The sequence below is a fragment of the Neisseria bacilliformis genome (assembly GCF_014055025.1).
Classification (GTDB): Bacteria; Pseudomonadota; Gammaproteobacteria; order Burkholderiales; family Neisseriaceae; genus Neisseria; species Neisseria bacilliformis.
Genome location: NZ_CP059571.1, coordinates 1,990,294 through 2,006,249, shown reverse-complemented (window position 1 = coordinate 2,006,249; position 15,956 = coordinate 1,990,294). Strand labels below are relative to the sequence as shown.

At 58.5% G+C, this 15,956-nt stretch carries 19 protein-coding genes and 1 pseudogene; 7 read left to right on the top strand and 13 right to left on the bottom strand.

Annotated elements, in window-relative coordinates:
• Positions 1 to 106: 106 nt before the first annotated feature.
• From H3L91_RS09720 to H3L91_RS09680, 9 genes are all read right to left on the bottom strand, one after another.
• A complete protein-coding gene (locus tag H3L91_RS09720) occupies positions 107 to 283 on the bottom strand; it encodes an AraC family transcriptional regulator (protein WP_007343648.1) in 177 nt (58 codons plus the stop codon).
• A gap of 181 nt (positions 284 to 464) precedes the next feature.
• Complete coding sequence (locus tag H3L91_RS09715) at positions 465 to 992, bottom strand: hypothetical protein (protein ID WP_007343646.1); 528 nt, start codon at positions 990 to 992, stop codon at positions 465 to 467.
• A gap of 311 nt (positions 993 to 1,303) precedes the next feature.
• Positions 1,304 to 2,065, bottom strand: a complete 762-nt coding sequence (locus tag H3L91_RS09710) for an SDR family oxidoreductase (protein ID WP_007343644.1) — start codon at positions 2,063 to 2,065, stop codon at positions 1,304 to 1,306.
• A 255-nt stretch (positions 2,066 to 2,320) separates the two neighbouring features.
• Positions 2,321 to 2,974, bottom strand: a complete 654-nt coding sequence (locus H3L91_RS09705; RefSeq protein WP_182109832.1) for an IS1595 family transposase — start codon at positions 2,972 to 2,974, stop codon at positions 2,321 to 2,323.
• A gap of 467 nt (positions 2,975 to 3,441) precedes the next feature.
• On the bottom strand, positions 3,442 to 4,188 hold the full coding sequence (locus H3L91_RS09700) for a peptidylprolyl isomerase (RefSeq protein ID WP_007343642.1): 747 nt from the start codon (positions 4,186 to 4,188) through the stop codon (positions 3,442 to 3,444).
• 233 nt (positions 4,189 to 4,421) lie between these two features.
• Positions 4,422 to 5,294, bottom strand: a complete 873-nt coding sequence (locus tag H3L91_RS09695; protein ID WP_007343641.1) for a peptidyl-prolyl cis-trans isomerase — start codon at positions 5,292 to 5,294, stop codon at positions 4,422 to 4,424.
• A 16-nt stretch (positions 5,295 to 5,310) separates the two neighbouring features.
• Entirely contained in the window at positions 5,311 to 5,595 is a 285-nt protein-coding gene (locus tag H3L91_RS09690; protein ID WP_007343640.1) for a BolA family protein, read from the bottom strand.
• Position 5,596: 1 nt separating this feature from the next.
• On the bottom strand, positions 5,597 to 5,893 hold the full coding sequence (locus tag H3L91_RS09685; protein ID WP_007343639.1) for a YciI family protein: 297 nt from the start codon (positions 5,891 to 5,893) through the stop codon (positions 5,597 to 5,599).
• Entirely contained in the window at positions 5,886 to 6,437 is a 552-nt protein-coding gene (locus tag H3L91_RS09680) for a septation protein A (protein ID WP_007343638.1), read from the bottom strand. The genes H3L91_RS09685 and H3L91_RS09680 overlap by 8 nt, the downstream gene beginning before the upstream one ends.
• Before the next feature lie 316 nt (positions 6,438 to 6,753).
• On the opposite strand from H3L91_RS09680, the gene H3L91_RS09675 reads away from it, so the two are divergent.
• Entirely contained in the window at positions 6,754 to 9,687 is a 2,934-nt protein-coding gene (locus tag H3L91_RS09675) for a FimV/HubP family polar landmark protein (RefSeq protein WP_169310112.1), read from the top strand.
• Positions 9,688 to 9,876: 189 nt separating this feature from the next.
• On the opposite strand, the gene H3L91_RS09670 is transcribed toward H3L91_RS09675, so the two are convergent.
• The 3 genes from H3L91_RS09670 to folB all read right to left on the bottom strand — a co-directional run bounded on the left by H3L91_RS09670 (position 9,877) and on the right by folB (position 11,031).
• Positions 9,877 to 10,089 (bottom strand): hypothetical protein, encoded by a 213-nt coding sequence (locus H3L91_RS09670; protein ID WP_007343635.1) that lies wholly within the window; start codon positions 10,087 to 10,089, stop codon positions 9,877 to 9,879.
• A 76-nt stretch (positions 10,090 to 10,165) separates the two neighbouring features.
• Positions 10,166 to 10,369: a cold-shock protein gene (locus H3L91_RS09665; protein ID WP_007343634.1), complete on the bottom strand. Its 204-nt coding sequence runs from the start codon at positions 10,367 to 10,369 to the stop codon at positions 10,166 to 10,168.
• 311 nt (positions 10,370 to 10,680) lie between these two features.
• Entirely contained in the window at positions 10,681 to 11,031 is a 351-nt protein-coding gene (gene folB, locus H3L91_RS09660; RefSeq protein WP_007343633.1) for a dihydroneopterin aldolase, read from the bottom strand.
• A gap of 59 nt (positions 11,032 to 11,090) precedes the next feature.
• Between folB and plsY the strand changes: the two genes are divergently transcribed.
• The 4 genes and pseudogenes from plsY (at position 11,091) to H3L91_RS12565 (ending at position 14,174) form a co-directional block, all read left to right on the top strand.
• Positions 11,091 to 11,696 (top strand): glycerol-3-phosphate 1-O-acyltransferase PlsY, encoded by a 606-nt coding sequence (gene plsY, locus H3L91_RS09655; RefSeq protein ID WP_040659100.1) that lies wholly within the window; start codon positions 11,091 to 11,093, stop codon positions 11,694 to 11,696.
• Positions 11,697 to 11,802: 106 nt separating this feature from the next.
• Positions 11,803 to 12,522, top strand: coding sequence for a hypothetical protein (locus tag H3L91_RS09650; RefSeq protein ID WP_007343631.1), 720 nt, complete (start codon positions 11,803 to 11,805; stop codon positions 12,520 to 12,522).
• Positions 12,523 to 12,676: 154 nt separating this feature from the next.
• Positions 12,677 to 13,549, top strand: a pseudogene (locus H3L91_RS12570) (patatin-like phospholipase family protein); the annotation flags it as partial.
• Positions 13,550 to 13,667: 118 nt separating this feature from the next.
• Entirely contained in the window at positions 13,668 to 14,174 is a 507-nt protein-coding gene (locus H3L91_RS12565) for a hypothetical protein (protein ID WP_007343629.1), read from the top strand.
• 91 nt (positions 14,175 to 14,265) lie between these two features.
• Here the strand turns inward: H3L91_RS12565 and H3L91_RS09640 are convergent, their stop codons facing one another.
• Complete coding sequence (locus tag H3L91_RS09640; protein ID WP_040659657.1) at positions 14,266 to 14,799, bottom strand: GbsR/MarR family transcriptional regulator; 534 nt, start codon at positions 14,797 to 14,799, stop codon at positions 14,266 to 14,268.
• 96 nt (positions 14,800 to 14,895) lie between these two features.
• Here H3L91_RS09640 and upp point away from each other — a divergent pair, with 96 nt between their 5' ends.
• A complete protein-coding gene (upp, locus tag H3L91_RS09635; RefSeq protein WP_007343627.1) occupies positions 14,896 to 15,522 on the top strand; it encodes a uracil phosphoribosyltransferase in 627 nt (208 codons plus the stop codon).
• Between the two features lie 105 nt (positions 15,523 to 15,627).
• Positions 15,628 to 15,945 (top strand): DUF2322 family protein, encoded by a 318-nt coding sequence (locus H3L91_RS09630; RefSeq protein WP_007343626.1) that lies wholly within the window; start codon positions 15,628 to 15,630, stop codon positions 15,943 to 15,945.
• Positions 15,946 to 15,956: the final 11 nt, after the last annotated feature.

The window sequence follows — 15,956 nt, the reverse complement described above, 5'->3', positions numbered from 1 at the left end:
GTCAGAAAATGGCAGATGCAAGGCAAAAATGCGAGCCTATGCCGTCCATAGGCGAGTATTTTTAACGCGGCAGATGCCGTTTTATGGCGGGAAAGCCGCCAAAACGTTAATTGCCAACACACCCTAAGCCCGCCCACTGCTGAAATTGCCGCTGCAAGTGCTGGGGGCTGATGTGGACGTGTGCGGCAACGGCGGCCAGGTCGGGCTGCTCGCGGTGGTGGTCGTAGAGAAACTCTATCGCGGCGGCGATGCGCTCGAATTGGATTTGTTGGGCGGTGGTCATCGTATTTTCAGTTTGTTTTGGATAAAAGGGAAAACGCTTTTGCAGTTTGCCCGACAGTATTTCAGGTAGCCTGAAACGTTAAAACAAACTTGCTTGCTGTGGATTGGGTGCGGATGGGTTTTCAGGCTGCCTTTGCCGGCGGATTTAAAAAAACCGGGCATGAATGCCCGACCTGTCCTGCTTAACCGTTTGATTTGTCGCGTCCGATAAATTCGTGCTTGATGACGCGGCGCGTTTTCAAATTGAACTGGTTGAGATAGATATCGGCGGCGTAGCGGTTGTCGTCTGCTTCGCCCGTTTCGGGGTCTTTGCCCAGTTCGTTGTTTTTAAAGGTGAGGATTGCGCCGTTTAAGCGGACGCTGTTGACGTCGAGGAAGCGGGTGTTGATGTTGATGCCGGAGAACAAATCGTCGTTCACCACGCGCTTGTTGCGGATTTCGGCCAGCCTGAAGGTAAATGTCGCCTCGCCGCCATCGCAGTGTTCGTGGCTGGGCTTGCTCTGGGAGGCGAAATAGCCGGCCGAGGAATAGAGAACGTAGGTTGCGCCGCCGTATTGGAAGGTTTTTTCAACGGTTAAACCGCATGCGTCGCCTTCTTGCACGTGATAGCGTTCCAAAATGGGCAACATGGGCGACGCTTTGTCGGCGGCCAGGACGGGGACGGCGGCCGTTAAGGCAAGGGCGGCGGTGAGGAGGATGTGTTTTTTCATGGGGATTTCCTTTTGGAAAGGGGGTTGGTCTGGAAAAGAGCTGTTTCAGGCTGCCTGAAACGGCTCGGCCGGATGCGATTGTAAGGACGGGGTAATGACAGCGCAATCTCGGACTGTCCTCAAAAAAGAAACGAAGCGGCCTTTGGGTGCGTTCAGGCTACCTGAAAATGCAGAAAGGCCGAAACCTTTGCAAAACCCGGAACCGCAAAACACGCCGTCATTCCCGCGCAGTTTGCAGGTCGGGCATAAATGCCCGAGCTACGCCACTCTTTCAGGCAGCCTGAAACGCCGTCGGGCAAAGACGAAACCCGCTACTTCACCGACGAATTGCCGCCGTCGGCAAACAGCGATGCGCCCGTTACAAAACTCGCCGCCGGGCCGGCAAGAAAAGCGATCACCGAGGCAATCTCCTCAGGCTGCGCGATGCGTTTGACCGCGTGCAAGCCCGCCGCCCATGCCTTCTGCTCCGCGTTGCCCGCCATATCCGTGTCCGCGCCGCCCGCAAGCACCGCATTGGCACGGATGCCCTGCGCCGCATAATCGGCGGTAATGCCCTTCACCAACGCGCACAACGCCGCTTTTGCCGTGCCGTAAGCCGACAGGTTCGGCAGGGCGACGCTGTTGCCGACAAAGCTGGACGTAAATACCAGCGCACCGCCGCCGCGCCGCAGCATGGCGGGAATCTGGCTGCGTGCACCCAAAAAGGCGGTGGTGAGATTGCTATCCAGCGTGTCGCGCCATTCATCGGGCGACAACTCGGCAAGCGGCTTGTACGCACCCAACGCACCGACATTGTTGACGGCAATATCCAGCCCGCCGAAAACCTGTTCCGCCGTGCGCACCACCGCCGCATGGGTTTCAGGCTGCCGCGCGTCGCCCGCCACCGTTTCCGCCCTGCCACCCGCTTCGCGTACCAACGCCGCCGTCTGCGCCAGTTCGTCCGCCCGCAGCGCACACAACACCACCGCCGCGCCCTGTTTTGCCAACAGCAACGCCGTCGCCCTGCCGATACCCGACGACGCGCCGATAACAGCGGCGACCTTGTTGTTCAGATTCAAAAAATCGTTTTGCATGGTTTTTCCTGTTTTGTCAGTAAGTTGGTAACAGAGGGAATTTTAAGGAAAAGACCGAAGGTGAACGACCCGATTCTTGCGGGTTTTTGGGGTTGGGTTTTCAGACGACCTTTGCGACAGCCTGAAAAACAGGTTTCCATGCCCATGAGTAGGGTGGGCTTTGCCACGCACGCGGCTGGCGGTTTTCAGGCTGCCTTTTGTTTGCCGATTATGTTTTCAGGTAGCCTTTTAATAAGGGGCTGTACTAGATAAGCCCTAAATTCCACACCACCGACGCAGCACTTTGAGCTGCTCGGAAGGTGTGCCAAAGTTAAAACGGAACTCGCATTCTTTCAAGAACAGCGGGAAAGATTTTCGGTCGATTCCGTTGTATTTGCGCAGTACGCGCTTTGCCTGATTCCAGAAATTTTCAATGCCGTTGATGTGGTTCTGCCTGTCGGCAAACAGCTTGCTGTGGTTGATGCGTTGGTGGGTAAAGCCACTCACATCCAATACGTCATAGCTGCCCAGGCAATCCGTATAGACAATGCTGTCCGGCATGATTTTCTTTGTGATAACAGTCAGTAAGGTTTCTCTTTTGGCGTTTTCAACCACTACGGTATAGACCTTGCCGCCGCGTTTGAGAATACCGAAAACCGCCGCCTTGCCTGCCGCACCGCGCCCGCGTTTGCCTTTGCGGTGTCCGCCGAAATAACTCTCGTCCAACTCGACCGAGCCGTTAAAAACCATATCGGCTTCCAACGAGAGATGATGGCTGATGACTACGCGAACCTTGCGGTAAAACAGCACTGCCGAATTGGGGTGGATGCCCAATAAATCGGCAGCTGAACGGGCGGTAACTTCGAGTACAAAAAATTGGAGCAGTTTCTTTTGAATACTCTTTTTTAGTTTACAACGGGTTATCTTCATTTTTACAGTCTAACATGACTGCTTATCTAGTACAGCCCCAAAAGGTTTCAGACGGCCTTTTGCATTTCGGGCAGCAGCGCAGGTCGGGCATAAATACCCGACTGCTCCTTCCTCAATTTTCAGACGGCCTCCTGTTATCCTGACCTCAAATATCACCGCCAAACAAAAACCGCGTGCATCGTGGCGGCACACGCTACGGGGCTTCGGTATGGCCGGATATAAACAGGCCGTCTGAAAATCTGTTTAAGGTTTTTCAGACGGCCTCTTGCATACAAGGCGGTGCAGCCACGCACGCGGTTTTTGTGGGTGGAGCGTGATGGACGGAATACCTGATACAGCAGAGACCGCGTGCGTCGCCTTGGGACGACACGCTCTACGTTGGGTTCGGCGTGGCGGGGTATAAACAGGCCGTCTGAAAATCCGTAAAGATGGTTTTTCAGACGGCCTTCCAGTGTGCCGGCGCGGGCTTAGGGTTCGAGTCCGTTTGCTTTGAGCAGGGTGGCGATTTGTTCCTGTGCTTTGCGCTGTTTGAGCAGGGCGGCGATTTGGTCTTTCAGTTCTTCAAACGGCGGGGCGTTTTCGGCCTGTTCGGTGGCGGCGATTTTCAGCAGGTAGTAGCTGCCTTGGAAGGCGACGGGTTTGTGGCTGATTTGGCCGCGCTGCATGGTGGCGGCTGCGGCGGCGAACTCCGGCGGGAGCTGGGCGAGGGCGACGAAGCCGGAGAGCTGTTCCTGCGCGGGGTTGGGGTGGCGTTTCATCAGTTCTTCAAAGCTGAGCCCTTTGAGCAGGAGCTGTTGGGCTTGCAGGGCTTCGGCCTCGCTGGGGAAGCCGACTTGTTGCAGTTTGACGGCACGGGTTTGTTCGGCGTAGGCGGCGCGGAGTTCTTCGTCGCTGACGGCGGCGGCGGCTTCGAGGTGTTTGGCGTATTGTTCGGCGTAGAAGCCGGATTCCAGATTCTGCCACTGTGCGCGCACTTCGGGCTTTTTGTCGAGGCCGAGTTTGAGAGCCTCGGCTTTAAGGAGGTCGTCGGCGGCCAGGCGTTTTTCGATGGTGGCGCGCAGGTCGGCGGGCGGCGCGCCCGCTTCGGGCGGTGCCATTTCCTGCACTTGTTTGAGCACGGCTTCGACGCGGGTTTTGTCCACAGCGGGGGCGGCGGCGACGGCTATGCCGGCGAAGGCGAGGGTGAGGGTGGTGAGTAGGGTTTTGTGTTTCATGGTTTTTCCTGTTTGTGTTTGCGGCGGCGTGCCTTAGGGTGTGTTGACAATCAGCCTTGCGGCAGTGTTTTTGGCAAAAAACACCCGCCTGCCGCGTCAAAATGCTCGCAAGGTGTCCAACCTTGCTGCGCTTTTTTCCTTGCATTCGGGTATTTTTTACTCAAAAAGCCGCTCGCAAGCTGAATGTCAACAGCCCCAGTGGGAACGCCGCCGTGTCGTTGGCCGGACGGGTTTTATTTGGCCGGGGTGATGGTGGCTTTTTCGGTGAGGCTGCTGATGGCCTGGTTGACTTTCTGCTGCATCAGGCTGCGGGTGATGTTGGCTTTGATCTGCTCGAAGGCGGGGATTTGTACGGAGCGTTTGTCGTTGATATAGAACACGCCGTATGCGCCGTTGCCTTCAACGGGGGTGGTGGTGAACTGGCCTTTTTTGAGGTCTTTGACGGCGTTGTAAACGGGCGGGGCGGCGGCTTCGAGGTCTTTGAGGGGGTCGTATTCTTTGTTGATGCCGCCGGTTTGTTTGACCTGCGGGTCGGCGGAGTATTTGCGGGCGGTTTCGACGAAGGGTTTGTTGGCTTTGAGGTCTTTGATGGCTTTTTCGGCGTCGTCTTTTTTCTGGGTGAGGATTTCGCCGATTTGGACTTCGCTGCTGCCTTTGTAGAAGTTTTGCATTTCTTCGTAGTTTTTGCGCGCTTCGGCGTCGCTGACGGGCTGGGTGCGGACGATGTGGGCGACGAAGGCTTGGTTGAGCAGTTCGTTTTGGTAGTCTTCCCATTGCTGTTTGAAGCCGGGTTTTTTGTCCGCGCCTTCTTTTTGCGCGGCTTTGCGGGCGTTTTCGATGGCGGCTTTGTATTCTTTGCCTTGGTCGAGTTTGAGGCGGCGGGCTTCTTGGACGACGATGGTGCGGGTTACGATGTCGCCCAGGAGTTCGGAGCGGATTTCGGGGCTGTCGGGAACCTGGGGGTTTTGCGCGCGCAGGGCTTTGACGTAGCGGTCGACCTCGCTGCTGTCGATTTTGCTGCCGTTGACGGTTACGAGGGTTTGTGCGGCGAGGCTGCCGGAGAGGACGGCGAGGACGAGTGCCTGGACAAGGTGGGTTTTTTTCATGTTTTCGCTCTTTCGGTTAGGGGTTGCTTCGGTTGAAAAATTCGTCGGGCGTGAGGGCGCGGATGGCGAGGGCGTGGATGCGGCCGGTGCAAAAGTGCGTTTCGAGCGGCTCTTTCACCATGCGCTGGCGCATGATGCGGGAGACGTTTTCAAACGCGCCGCTGACGATGAGGATGCGGTAGTGGCCGCCGCCGCTGTTGCCGGCGTGTCCCGCGTGGAGGTGGCTTTCGTCGGAAAACTCGAATACGTCGGGGTTCAGGTGCGATAAGGCCGTCTGAATTTCGTGTTCCATGCTCTGCATCTTATTTGAACACGGCTTTATAGGGTTTGATGAGGATTTCTTCGTATACGCCCGCTTCGACATAGGGGTCTTGCTCCGCCCACGCCTGGGCGGTGTCGAGCGAGTCGAAGGCGGCAATAATCAGGCTGCCGGACACGCGTTCCGGGTCTTCGGGCATGGGGTTGGGGCCGGCGGTGAGCAGGCGGCCTTCGGCTTTGAGCTGTTCCAAGCGGGCAAGGTGGGCGGGGCGCGCCGCCATGCGCGTTTCGTGCACGCCTTCGCCGTCGGTGGCCAGCAGCATGTAGTATTGTTCAGTCATTTTGCGGTTCCTTGTTGAGGTGGCGGCTCAGGTAGATGCCCTGCGCCAGAAAGAAAAGAAACATCAGCGCGGTGGAGCCGAAGAATTTGTAGTTGTTCCATACGGCTTCGCGTTCGGCGGTAAAGGGGTAGGCCACGGCCAGATTGATTGCGCCCATCACGGCGAGAAACACAATCCAGGCGGCGGTAAGCCTTTTCCACATGTGTTCGGGCAGCTCGATTTCTTTGCCCAGCACGGCACGCAGGCCGTTTTTCTTCATCAGGCTGCCGACAAGCATCGCCAGCGCGCCCGCCCAAAAGAGCAGGGTGGGTTTCCACATAATGAAGGTGCGGTCGCCCGTGAGCACGGTTGCGCCGCCGAAGACGACTATCAGCAGCAGCGAAACCCACTGCATGGTTTCCAGTTTCCTGTATTTCCACCACAAAAACGCCGCCTGCGCCAAGCCTGCAACGATGGCGACGGACGTGGCCAGAATGATGTTTTTGGTGATGATGTAGGTCAGGAAAAACAGGATGACGGCTATCAGGTCGCTTGCTGCTTTCATGCGGTGCGTCTTCAAATGAAAACCGCCATCATACAGCCCCCGGCCTTTTTTTGCACCTGTTTCCGTCGTCTTTCTTTACAAAACAAAGCAAATAAGCCGCCCGCATACTCCGCGCAAACCATACGGCAGGCCGTCTGAAAAACAGCGGCGGCGGGTGGCGGCGCAAAACGTGTAATCGCGTGATAGCAACATTAAAAAGCGTCAAATCTGATTCAAAAGCCGTTAAATTTGGCAATGCGGGGCAAGAAAAGATATGATACGCGGCTGTAAAAGCCTTGCGGCAGGATTGCGCCGCAGTCAGTCAGAGGGATTAATTTTGAAAGCGAACAGTAAAATCAAGCTGATAGCGTTGTCCGTATCGTTGTTGGCCTCGTCGGGAAGCATGGCCGCGCTTGGCGGTTTGCGCGTCAATTCCAGTTTGGGCGAGCCCTTTTCCGCCACCGTGAAAGTTACCGGAAAAGAAGCGAAGGAATTATTGAAAGGCACCAAGCCCACATTTTCAGATGGCCGTCTGAAAGCCACTGTCCGCAAATCCGGCGACGACGCGCTGGTCAGCCTGAGTTCCGCTGCGGCCATCAAAGATCCGGTCATCGTTTTCCAGATGGGCGTGAAAGGCCAGTCGCGCCAGTACACCGCAGTCATCGACCCGTCGAGCGCGAAAGCGAAAGCCGCGCTGGCGGCGGAGAAGAAAGAAAACGCGGCCAAACAGGACAAAGCCGGGCAGGAAAAACAGGATAAGGCCGAGCAGGCGAAAAAAGACAAGGCCGCCAAGGAAGAAGCCGCGCGGCTGGAAAAAGAAGCCCTCGAAAAGAAAAAAGAAGCCGAACGCCTGGCCAAAGCCGCCCGCGCCGAACAGGAAGAAGCCGCGCGTTTGGAACGCGAAGCCAAGGCCAAAGCCGAAAAAGAGCGGCAGGCGCAAAACAGGCAGCAGGGAAAAAGGCTCTACACCGTACAGCCGGACGAAACCCTGTTCATCATCGCCGACAAGCTGCGTCCCGACAACATGACCGCCGACCAGGCCGTGCGTGCCCTCATCAAGGCCAATCCGAAAAAACTCGGCGGCAATCCCAACCGCCTGTTCTCCGGCATTACCCTGACCCTGCCCGCTTCGTTCAAATCCCCGTCCGACGCTTCCCCCGAAGCGGCAGACAGCGCGGCGGACAACAAACCGGCCGCCGCACAGCAGTCCCCCGTCCCCGAAGCGGAAAAGCCCCAAACCGCGCAGGAACAAGAAAACACCCCGCCGCAAACCGATGACGGGCAGGCTGGGCAGGACGCGGCTGAGCAGCAGCCCGCATCCGCAGAAGCCGAAGCCCCGCCGCCCGCGCCAAGCGCACCGAAAGCGGAGCAGCAGCCCGCCGCTGAGGAAGAATCCGACGGCTCGCTGTGGAAATGGCTGCTGGCAGGCGGATTGGGTCTGACCATCGCCTTTTTGGTGTTCAAACTGGTACGCGAAGGCAAGCTGGGTCGCAAACCCGCACCGGAAACCGACGGCGGCGAAACGCCTTTTGACGAGCAGGAAGGCATCCGCCTGCACCAGCCCATCGCCAAGCCCGAGCACCCCAAAGCCCCGATTACCAAAGGCCAAGCCGACAGCGTGCAGGTGCAGGACGGTTTGGACGACAGTGATCTCGAAGACGACGTGGTGTTTTTCAATTCGGTTGACACAGCTGCTGCTGCGGCGGACAACGCGTCGTTCGACCTCGATTTGAGCACGCTCGACATTCCGCAGGCCGGTATTGCCAGCAGCGCGGTAACCGACGACGAAGAAACCCGCCGCCGCCAAAACGCCGACTGGGACAGCATCGAGTCCACCGAAAGCATTTTCGAGCCGGACGAACCCGCCCCCGTCAAACCGCAGCCTGCTGCGGCGAAACCCGCCGCGCCCGCGCATGAGGAAGAAGCGGTTTCTTCGTGGGCGACCGGCGATGCCTTCTCATTGCACGAGAAACAGCGCGCGGCAGAAAAAGCGGCGCGTCCCGCTGAACCCGAGCCGGTCGTTTCTTGGGCGAGCAGTGCAGCATCTGCCGAACCCAAAGCTGCCGAACCTTCAAAACCCGTAGCAGAACCCTTATCGGCAACGCCTGCCGCACCGTCGCCCGAGCCCGAGCCGCTTTCGTGGGCGCAAGACGATATTGCGGCCGCGCCTTTCCAAGAAGCCGCAGCCGAGCCCGCAGCACAAATTCAGACGGCCTCTGCCGCCGCAGAAGCCGAACGCGAAACCCTGCCGGATTTCGATTTCACGCCTGTTGCTGAAACACCCGCACAGGAAACCAGTGCACCCGCGCCCAAAGAAACCGCCCCCGTTTTTGACGACAGCGAAGCCCCGCTGGCATTCGAGCCGTTTGCCGAACCTGCGCTTGAAGAAACTCCGTCAGCCGCAGCGCAGACGATATCTGCGGCGGAAATTCAGACGGCCTCTGTCGAAACCAAAGCCCCGCTGGATTTTGATTTCGAGCCTGCCGCCCCTGTGGCCGAAGAAATTCCCGCGCCTGCCGCCAAACAGCCGGAATTTTTCCAAGGCGAAGAAGTTGTCGAGCCGCCTTTGGAATTTACCGCCGACGCCTTTGCCGCCGACATTCCCAAAGCCGTTGAAGAAAAAGCGGCTTCGGCAGAAACGGCAGCCGTACAGGCAGATGCCGGATTGCCGCCGTTTGATCTGCCTGCGGCAGAGGAAGATGCGGCGAAAATCGAACTGGCGGATGCCTTTGTTCAAGAGCCGGAAGCCGAAACGGTGGTTTCCTTTGGAACACCGGCGGTGGAAACACCGGAAATTCCCGCATTCGAGATTCCTGCCGTGCAGGAAGAAATCCCGCAGGTTCAGACGGCCTCGACCGCGCCGACCGGTTTTGCCGAAGCCGAACCTTTGGCCGATCCGTTTGCCGCCGCCGCGCAGCCCGAACCCGCGCCGCAGCAGCCTGAGCCGGCCGGCTGGCAGGGAGACGATTCCGATGTCGATCTCACCAGCAGCGTTACCTTCGACGACACCCAGCTCGATACTGCCGATGATTTAAACATCGACTGGGGCAGCCTCGAAGCGGCAGACGAGGGCGGCGACAGCAAACCGGCTTTCGTTTCCGAATCCGTCGGCATGACCGCCCCGCTGGAAGCCAAATACGAGCTGGCGGAAATGTACATCGAAATCGGCGACCCCGACGCGGCACGCGAAACGCTGTACGAGCTGATCGACGAATCGCACGGCGAAATCCAAGCCAAATCGAAAGAGCTGCTGGCGCGTATCGGCGGTTGAACAGCCTGAAAGCACAAAGCCCGGAATGGTTTCCGGGCTTTTTTGCGTGCGGCCGAATGGGATTTTGGCGGTGCGGCGGGTAGGGTAGGGCAGCGGTGTTATGTGCAATATGTTTTGCCCTATCGCCAATAAAGAAGAAAGGCCGTCTGAAAAACGTGTTATGGTTTTCAGACGGCCTCTTTCGGTGTTTTATCTGCTGCGCCCAGTGAAAAATTTTTCGTAATACGCGCCGATGCGTTCGATGGTTACGCTGTCGGACGGGGTGAGGATGCGTTGTTGCAGGCTGAGGCGCACGAGGTCGTCGTCTTCTTTTTCGGCGGCGGCGCAGTCGGCGGACTGGTGGGTGCGCAGATATTCGATCATTTCGGCGAGCTGCCGTTGCGCGGTTTGGTAGTCGGACATGTTTTCCCTTTTTTTGCCAAAGAAACGGCGGGTGCAAAACCCGCCGTGTTTCCAACCGGTCAAGCCGGCTATCTGTTTACGCTGCCTGGATGTTGGCGGCTTGCAGGCCTTTGGGGCCGCTGGTTACGTCGAAGGAGACCTTTTGGCCTTCTTTCAGGGTTTTGAAACCGTCCATGTTGATGGCGGAGAAGTGTGCGAACAGATCGTCGCCGCCTTCGTCGGGGGTGATGAAACCAAAACCTTTTGCGTCGTTAAACCATTTGACTGTACCGGTTGCCATAAATCTACTACTTTCCATAAAAAATTAATCAAACCAAGCCTTTCGGGTTTACGGTAAGACGCTGTTATCGTTTTAGAGTAACTGCCCCAATCGGCTTAACCGTCTTTTTACCTTTGTTAAGCGGCAGCGTCAAGCATTAGGCGGGGCAAACGGTTTTTTACGGAAAATTGTGGGAAAAACAATACACAAACGCGAAAAACTGCCTGTTTTTTACGCAAACTATACATCGGCGTATTGTGTGTACGCCAAAAGGAGAGGCCGTCTGAAAAGCGGAAAACGCCGCGCGGCGGCGGTGGCGGAGCGGCTTGTTTTCAGACGGCCTTTTCGCGTTCGATTTCCACGCCGGTTTCGCGCACGTCGGGCAGGATGCCGGGTTTGACCAGCCGCACTTTCACCCACACGGCGGCAAAGCCGTCGAGCACCAGCGCGGCGATGTGTTCGGCCAGCGTTTCCAAAAGGAAGAAGTCCTGGCGGCGCAGGCTGTCGCGCACGGCCTGGCACACTTCGGCGTAGTGCACCGTGTCGGCGATGTCGTCGCTGCCCCTGCGCGGCGGCAGGCCGATGTCAAGGTCGATGACGAGGGTTTGCGGCTGTTTGCGCTCCCATTCGTATACGCCGATCAGGGTTTCGGCCTTCATGCCGTGCAGAAAGATTTTGTCCATTTTGTCGCACTCCGTTTTCGGATAGAATGCGGCGGATTTTAAAGCAATGCGGACGGATTATGTTTGATTTCCTGATTGTTGCGGCGGCCTATCTGATCGGGTCGCTGTCGTTTGCCGTCATCGTGTCCAAAGGGCTGGGGATGGCCGACCCGCGCACTTACGGCTCGGGCAATCCGGGGGCGACCAATGTTTTGCGCAGCGGCCGCAAAACGGCGGCGGTGCTCACGCTTTTGGGCGACGCGCTCAAAGGTGTGGCGGCGGTGCTGCTGGCGAAGCTGCTGCAAGAGCCGCTGGGTTTGGCCGACATCACCGTTGCGCTGGCCGCGCTCTTTGCGCTGGTCGGCCATATGTGGCCTGTTTTTTTCGGCTTTAAGGGCGGCAAGGGCGTGGCCACCGCGCTGGGCGTGCTGCTCGCGCTGTCGTGGCCGACGGCTCTGGTGTGCGCGGCGGTGTGGCTGGTGGCGGCGTTCGGTTTCAAAGTGTCGTCGCTGGCCGCGCTGCTGGCAACGCTGGTCAGCCCGTTTGCGGCGTTTTTCCTGATGCCGCACCGTTCTTGGGCGGCGGTAACGGCGGCCATCGCGCTGTTGGTGCTGTACCGCCACAAGAGCAATATCCAAAACCTGCTCGCGGGCAGGGAAGGCAAAATCGGCGAGAAGGTGCAGTAGCTACATCCCCAAATCAAAGAGGCCGTCTGAAAAGGCATCGTGTTACGCCAAACGCCGTTTTCGGCCGTCTCAACCCCAATCGTTATCCAAACACAAGGACATACTCATGAAACCCGCCTTTATCCTTCTCGCTCTGATGCTGCCCGGCCTGACCCTCGCCGCCCCCGCATGGAAAACCGTCCAACAAGCCAGTGGCGACCTCAACGGCGACGGGCGTGCCGACAAAGTCATCATCGAGCAGGCGCAGGACCCGCAAAAAATCATCAAAAACGAAAACCTCGGCGCACCGACGCTCAACCTCAACCCTCGCCGCCTCACCGTATTGCTTGCCGGCGCAAACGGCTTCCAACCCGCCGCCCGCGCCACATGGCTGCCCGCAGAACACAACCGCGACACCCCCTGTTTGGAAGACCCGCTGGGCGAAAACAGCCTTGCCGTCAAAAACCAAACATTCACCCTCAATATGAACCACTGGCTCTCCTGCGGCTCATACAGCGTCAGCCAAACAGCCTACACATACCGCCTGCAACACGGCAAATTCACCCTTATCGGCGCGGATTCAAGCAGCTATATGCGCAACGGCGGCTACGGCACCGCCGTCAGCATCAATTTCCCCGCCCGCAAAATCAAAGCCACAGGCTACATCCCTATTTTTGAAGAAGAAAACGGCGCAACGCCCAAACCGCAGCAAGACCGCTGGGCAAGGCTCAAAAGCGGCAAACGCTACACCCTTGCCGAACAGCCGCCCGAACCTTACGAACTGTTGGAACAGTCCGATCCGCAACTGGGCGCATGGCTCTCCCGCGCCGACGGGCAGTCGGAGTAAAAATATCGGGACTGCCGGCAATTGGCCTTGCGGCGGTGTTCTTGCCCAAAACACCGCCGCAAGGCCGAATACCGGCAGACCACTGTGTTTTTCAGACGGCCTCAACGTGTCAAAAGGCCGTCTGAAAACAAGTTCTTAAACCAAGGACAACACCATGAACAAACGTTTTTCAGACGGCCTCAAAGCCCTGCTGCTGCCCGCCCTGCTGCTTGCCCTGTCGGCCTGCGCCAAATTCCAATACCAGCCCGTCGCCACCATCGCCAAGGTTGACCGTGCGGAGGGCTACCGCCTGGACACGGCCTACCGCAAAAAGCCCGCCGAAGACGACATGCTGGTGGTGCTGATGTTTTCCGGCGGCGGCACGCGGGCGGCCGCCTTGGGCTACGGCGTGCTGGAAGAATTGGACAAACAGCCGCTTTACAAAGGCGGCCGGCAGCAGACCATGCTTGATGCAGTGGACTTGGTGTACGGCGTGTCGGGCGGCTCGGTGCTGGCGGCCTACTTCTCATTGCACGGCCGAGACACCATCCCCGCCTTCGAGCGGCGGTTTTTAAAACAGAACTTCCAACGCCAGGTTTCCAAACAGATTTTCTCCTTCGCCAACCTGCCGCGCCTCACCTCGCCCGAGTTCGGGCGCGGCGATTTGTTGCAGGAACAGTTTGAAACCACCCTGTTTAAAAACGCCACCTTCGGCGACCTCCACCGCCACGGCAAAGGCCCCTTCGCCGTCATCACCGCCACCGACATGTCCGCCGGCAACCGCTTCGAATTCACCCAGGAATATTTCGACGCCCTGTGCCTGAACCTCTCCGACCTGCCCATCGCCCGCGCCGTGGCCGCATCCAGCGCGGTGCCGCTGGTGTTCGCCCCGCTCACCATCAACAACAACGGCGGCAACTGCGGCTACCGCCTGCCCGAACAAGTGGTTGACGCCGTAACCGACGACAACGGCGGCGACAAACTGCAACAGCAGACCCGCCTCGAAATGGTGATGCAGAACATCATGAACTACCAGGACGGCAAAAACCGCCCCTACATCCACCTGCTCGACGGCGGCCTCACCGACAACCTCGGCCTGCGCAGCCTTTTGGACATGAGCGACCTCTACGGCGCGTCGCTCTACTCGCGCGTGCGCAACAACCAGCGTGCGCAAAATAGTCATCATCAACGTCAACGCGCAAAACGATCCCGCCAACGGCATCGACAAAACTGCCGCCGTGCCCGGCCTGCGCGCCGTAACCAACGCCATCATCGACATCCCCATCGACAAATACTCGCAGGAAACCCTGCGCCGCTTCCGCGCCTTCGTCGACCAATGGAACACCGACGTGAAAAACGGCAAAAACAGCAGCAAACCGGTGGACATGTATTTCGTCAGCCTCAACCTGCGCGACCTGCCGCAATCGGGCCTGCGCGAGCGCGTGCTCAACATCCCCACCAGCTTCTACCTGCCCGCCCACGACGTGAACAACCTCAAAGAAGCCGGCCGCGTCCTGCTCTCGCGCTCCGACGAATACCGCCGTCTCACCAAAGACCTCGCCCTGCCCGAACCCGCCACCGCCCCCATCCCCGAGCCGGAAACCGCAGGCGGCAAAGACGCGGGCAAAAGCAAAGAAACGCCGCCCGAACAGGCCGCTTCGGCGGCGATGTGAATGCGCAATACCGCATTTGTCTGCGGCAAAGAGGCCGTCTGAAAACCCGTTCTATTGGTTTTTCAGACGGCCTTTTTCATACCGTGCAAGCCTACTCCTTGCGCCCCCCGCTTAAAAACCGCTGCACCTTCGCCCCCAGTTTCAGCACCTGCGCCAGCGTGCCTGCGGGCAGCCGGATCATCTCGCGCGTCCAGCCCGTGGCAATGTCCATAAACTCGCGCGTGTCGCGGATGCGTTTTTGCACCTGCTCGTTTTCCTGCGCGAATTCCGGCGTGGCGATCAGCTCGTTGAGAAAATGCAGCGTCGGCTCGATTTCCCGCTGCTGGCGTTGCTCCACAATCGTTTTCACCAGCACCCACACATCGTCGGACGTGGTGAAATAATCGCGCCGGTCGCCCAGCTGGTGCACCGTCTGCACCAGTTTCAGGCTTTGCAGCTCCCTGATGCTATTGCTCACATTCGAGCGCGCGACGGTGAGCGTTTCGCTGATTTCCTCCGCGTTCATCGGTCGGCCGATGATGTAGAGCAGCGCGTGGATTTGCGCCACCGTGCGGTTTACGCCCCATTTGGAGCCCATCTCGCCCCAGTGGAGCACGAATTTTTGCGTGGTCGGGTTCAGTTTCATGGCGCGCATTATTCGGTTTTCCCCAATTTCCGTCAAGACAGAAATCCGCCGCGCCGCTATAATCCGCGCCGTTTTCCACCCTCAAACCAATCCGCCATGAACATCCGTATCATCGACCACCCCCTTGTCCGCCACAAACTCGCCCTGATGCGCGAAGCCGATTGTAGCACCTACAAATTCCGCACCCTCACCGGCGAGCTGGCGCGGCTGCTGGCCTACGAAGCCAGCCGCGACATCGAAACCGAAACCTACACCCTGCAAGGCTGGTGCGGCCCCATACAAGGCGAGCGCATCAAAGGCAAAACCCTCACCGTCGTCCCCATCCTGCGCGCCGGCCTGGGCATGCTCGACGGCGTGCTCGACCTCATCCCCACCGCCAAAATCAGCGTCGTCGGCCTGCAACGCGACGAAGAAACCCTCAAACCCGTGTCCTATTTTGAAAAACTCGTCAGCAAAATGGACCAGCGTCCCGCCCTGATCATCGACCCCATGCTCGCCACCGGAGGCTCGATGGTGGCCACCATCGACCTCTTAAAAAAGAAAGGCTGCCCCAACATCAAAGCCCTCGTCCTCGTCGCCGCCCCCGAAGGCGTGAAACTGGTGAACGAAGCCCATCCCGACGTAACCATATACGCTGCCGCCCTCGACAGCCACCTCAACGAAAACGGCTACATCATCCCCGGCCTGGGCGACGCGGGCGACAAAATATTTGGCACCAAATAGCATTTGAGGCCGTCTGAAAAAGCGCAAACCGCATTTTCAGAAACGTCATCCCCGTGCAGACGGGGACGGCCTCCCGTCTTCCCAACCGCCTCCAAAGGAAACCCCATGAGCTTTCAAGACAGCCTCGCAACCATGAGCGACATCGCCCACCTGTCCGGCCTCAACGTGCGCGACGCGGCGGGCAACATCGTCCGCACCATCCCCGCCGCCCCCGGCAAACTCGGCTCGCTCAAACTCTACAACGCCCTCGCCCAAGAATACTCCGGCCGCCTGAATGCCGAATCCGCCGAACGCGGCCTCACCCTCTTCGCCGAACACACCACCGACGCGGCGGCCAACCCAGGCAAACACCCCAACATCGACCTGCTGTTTGAAGTGAAAGCGAAAAAACTGAACCTGACACTCGAACCGATCGAAGCCTGAACAGAACGGCG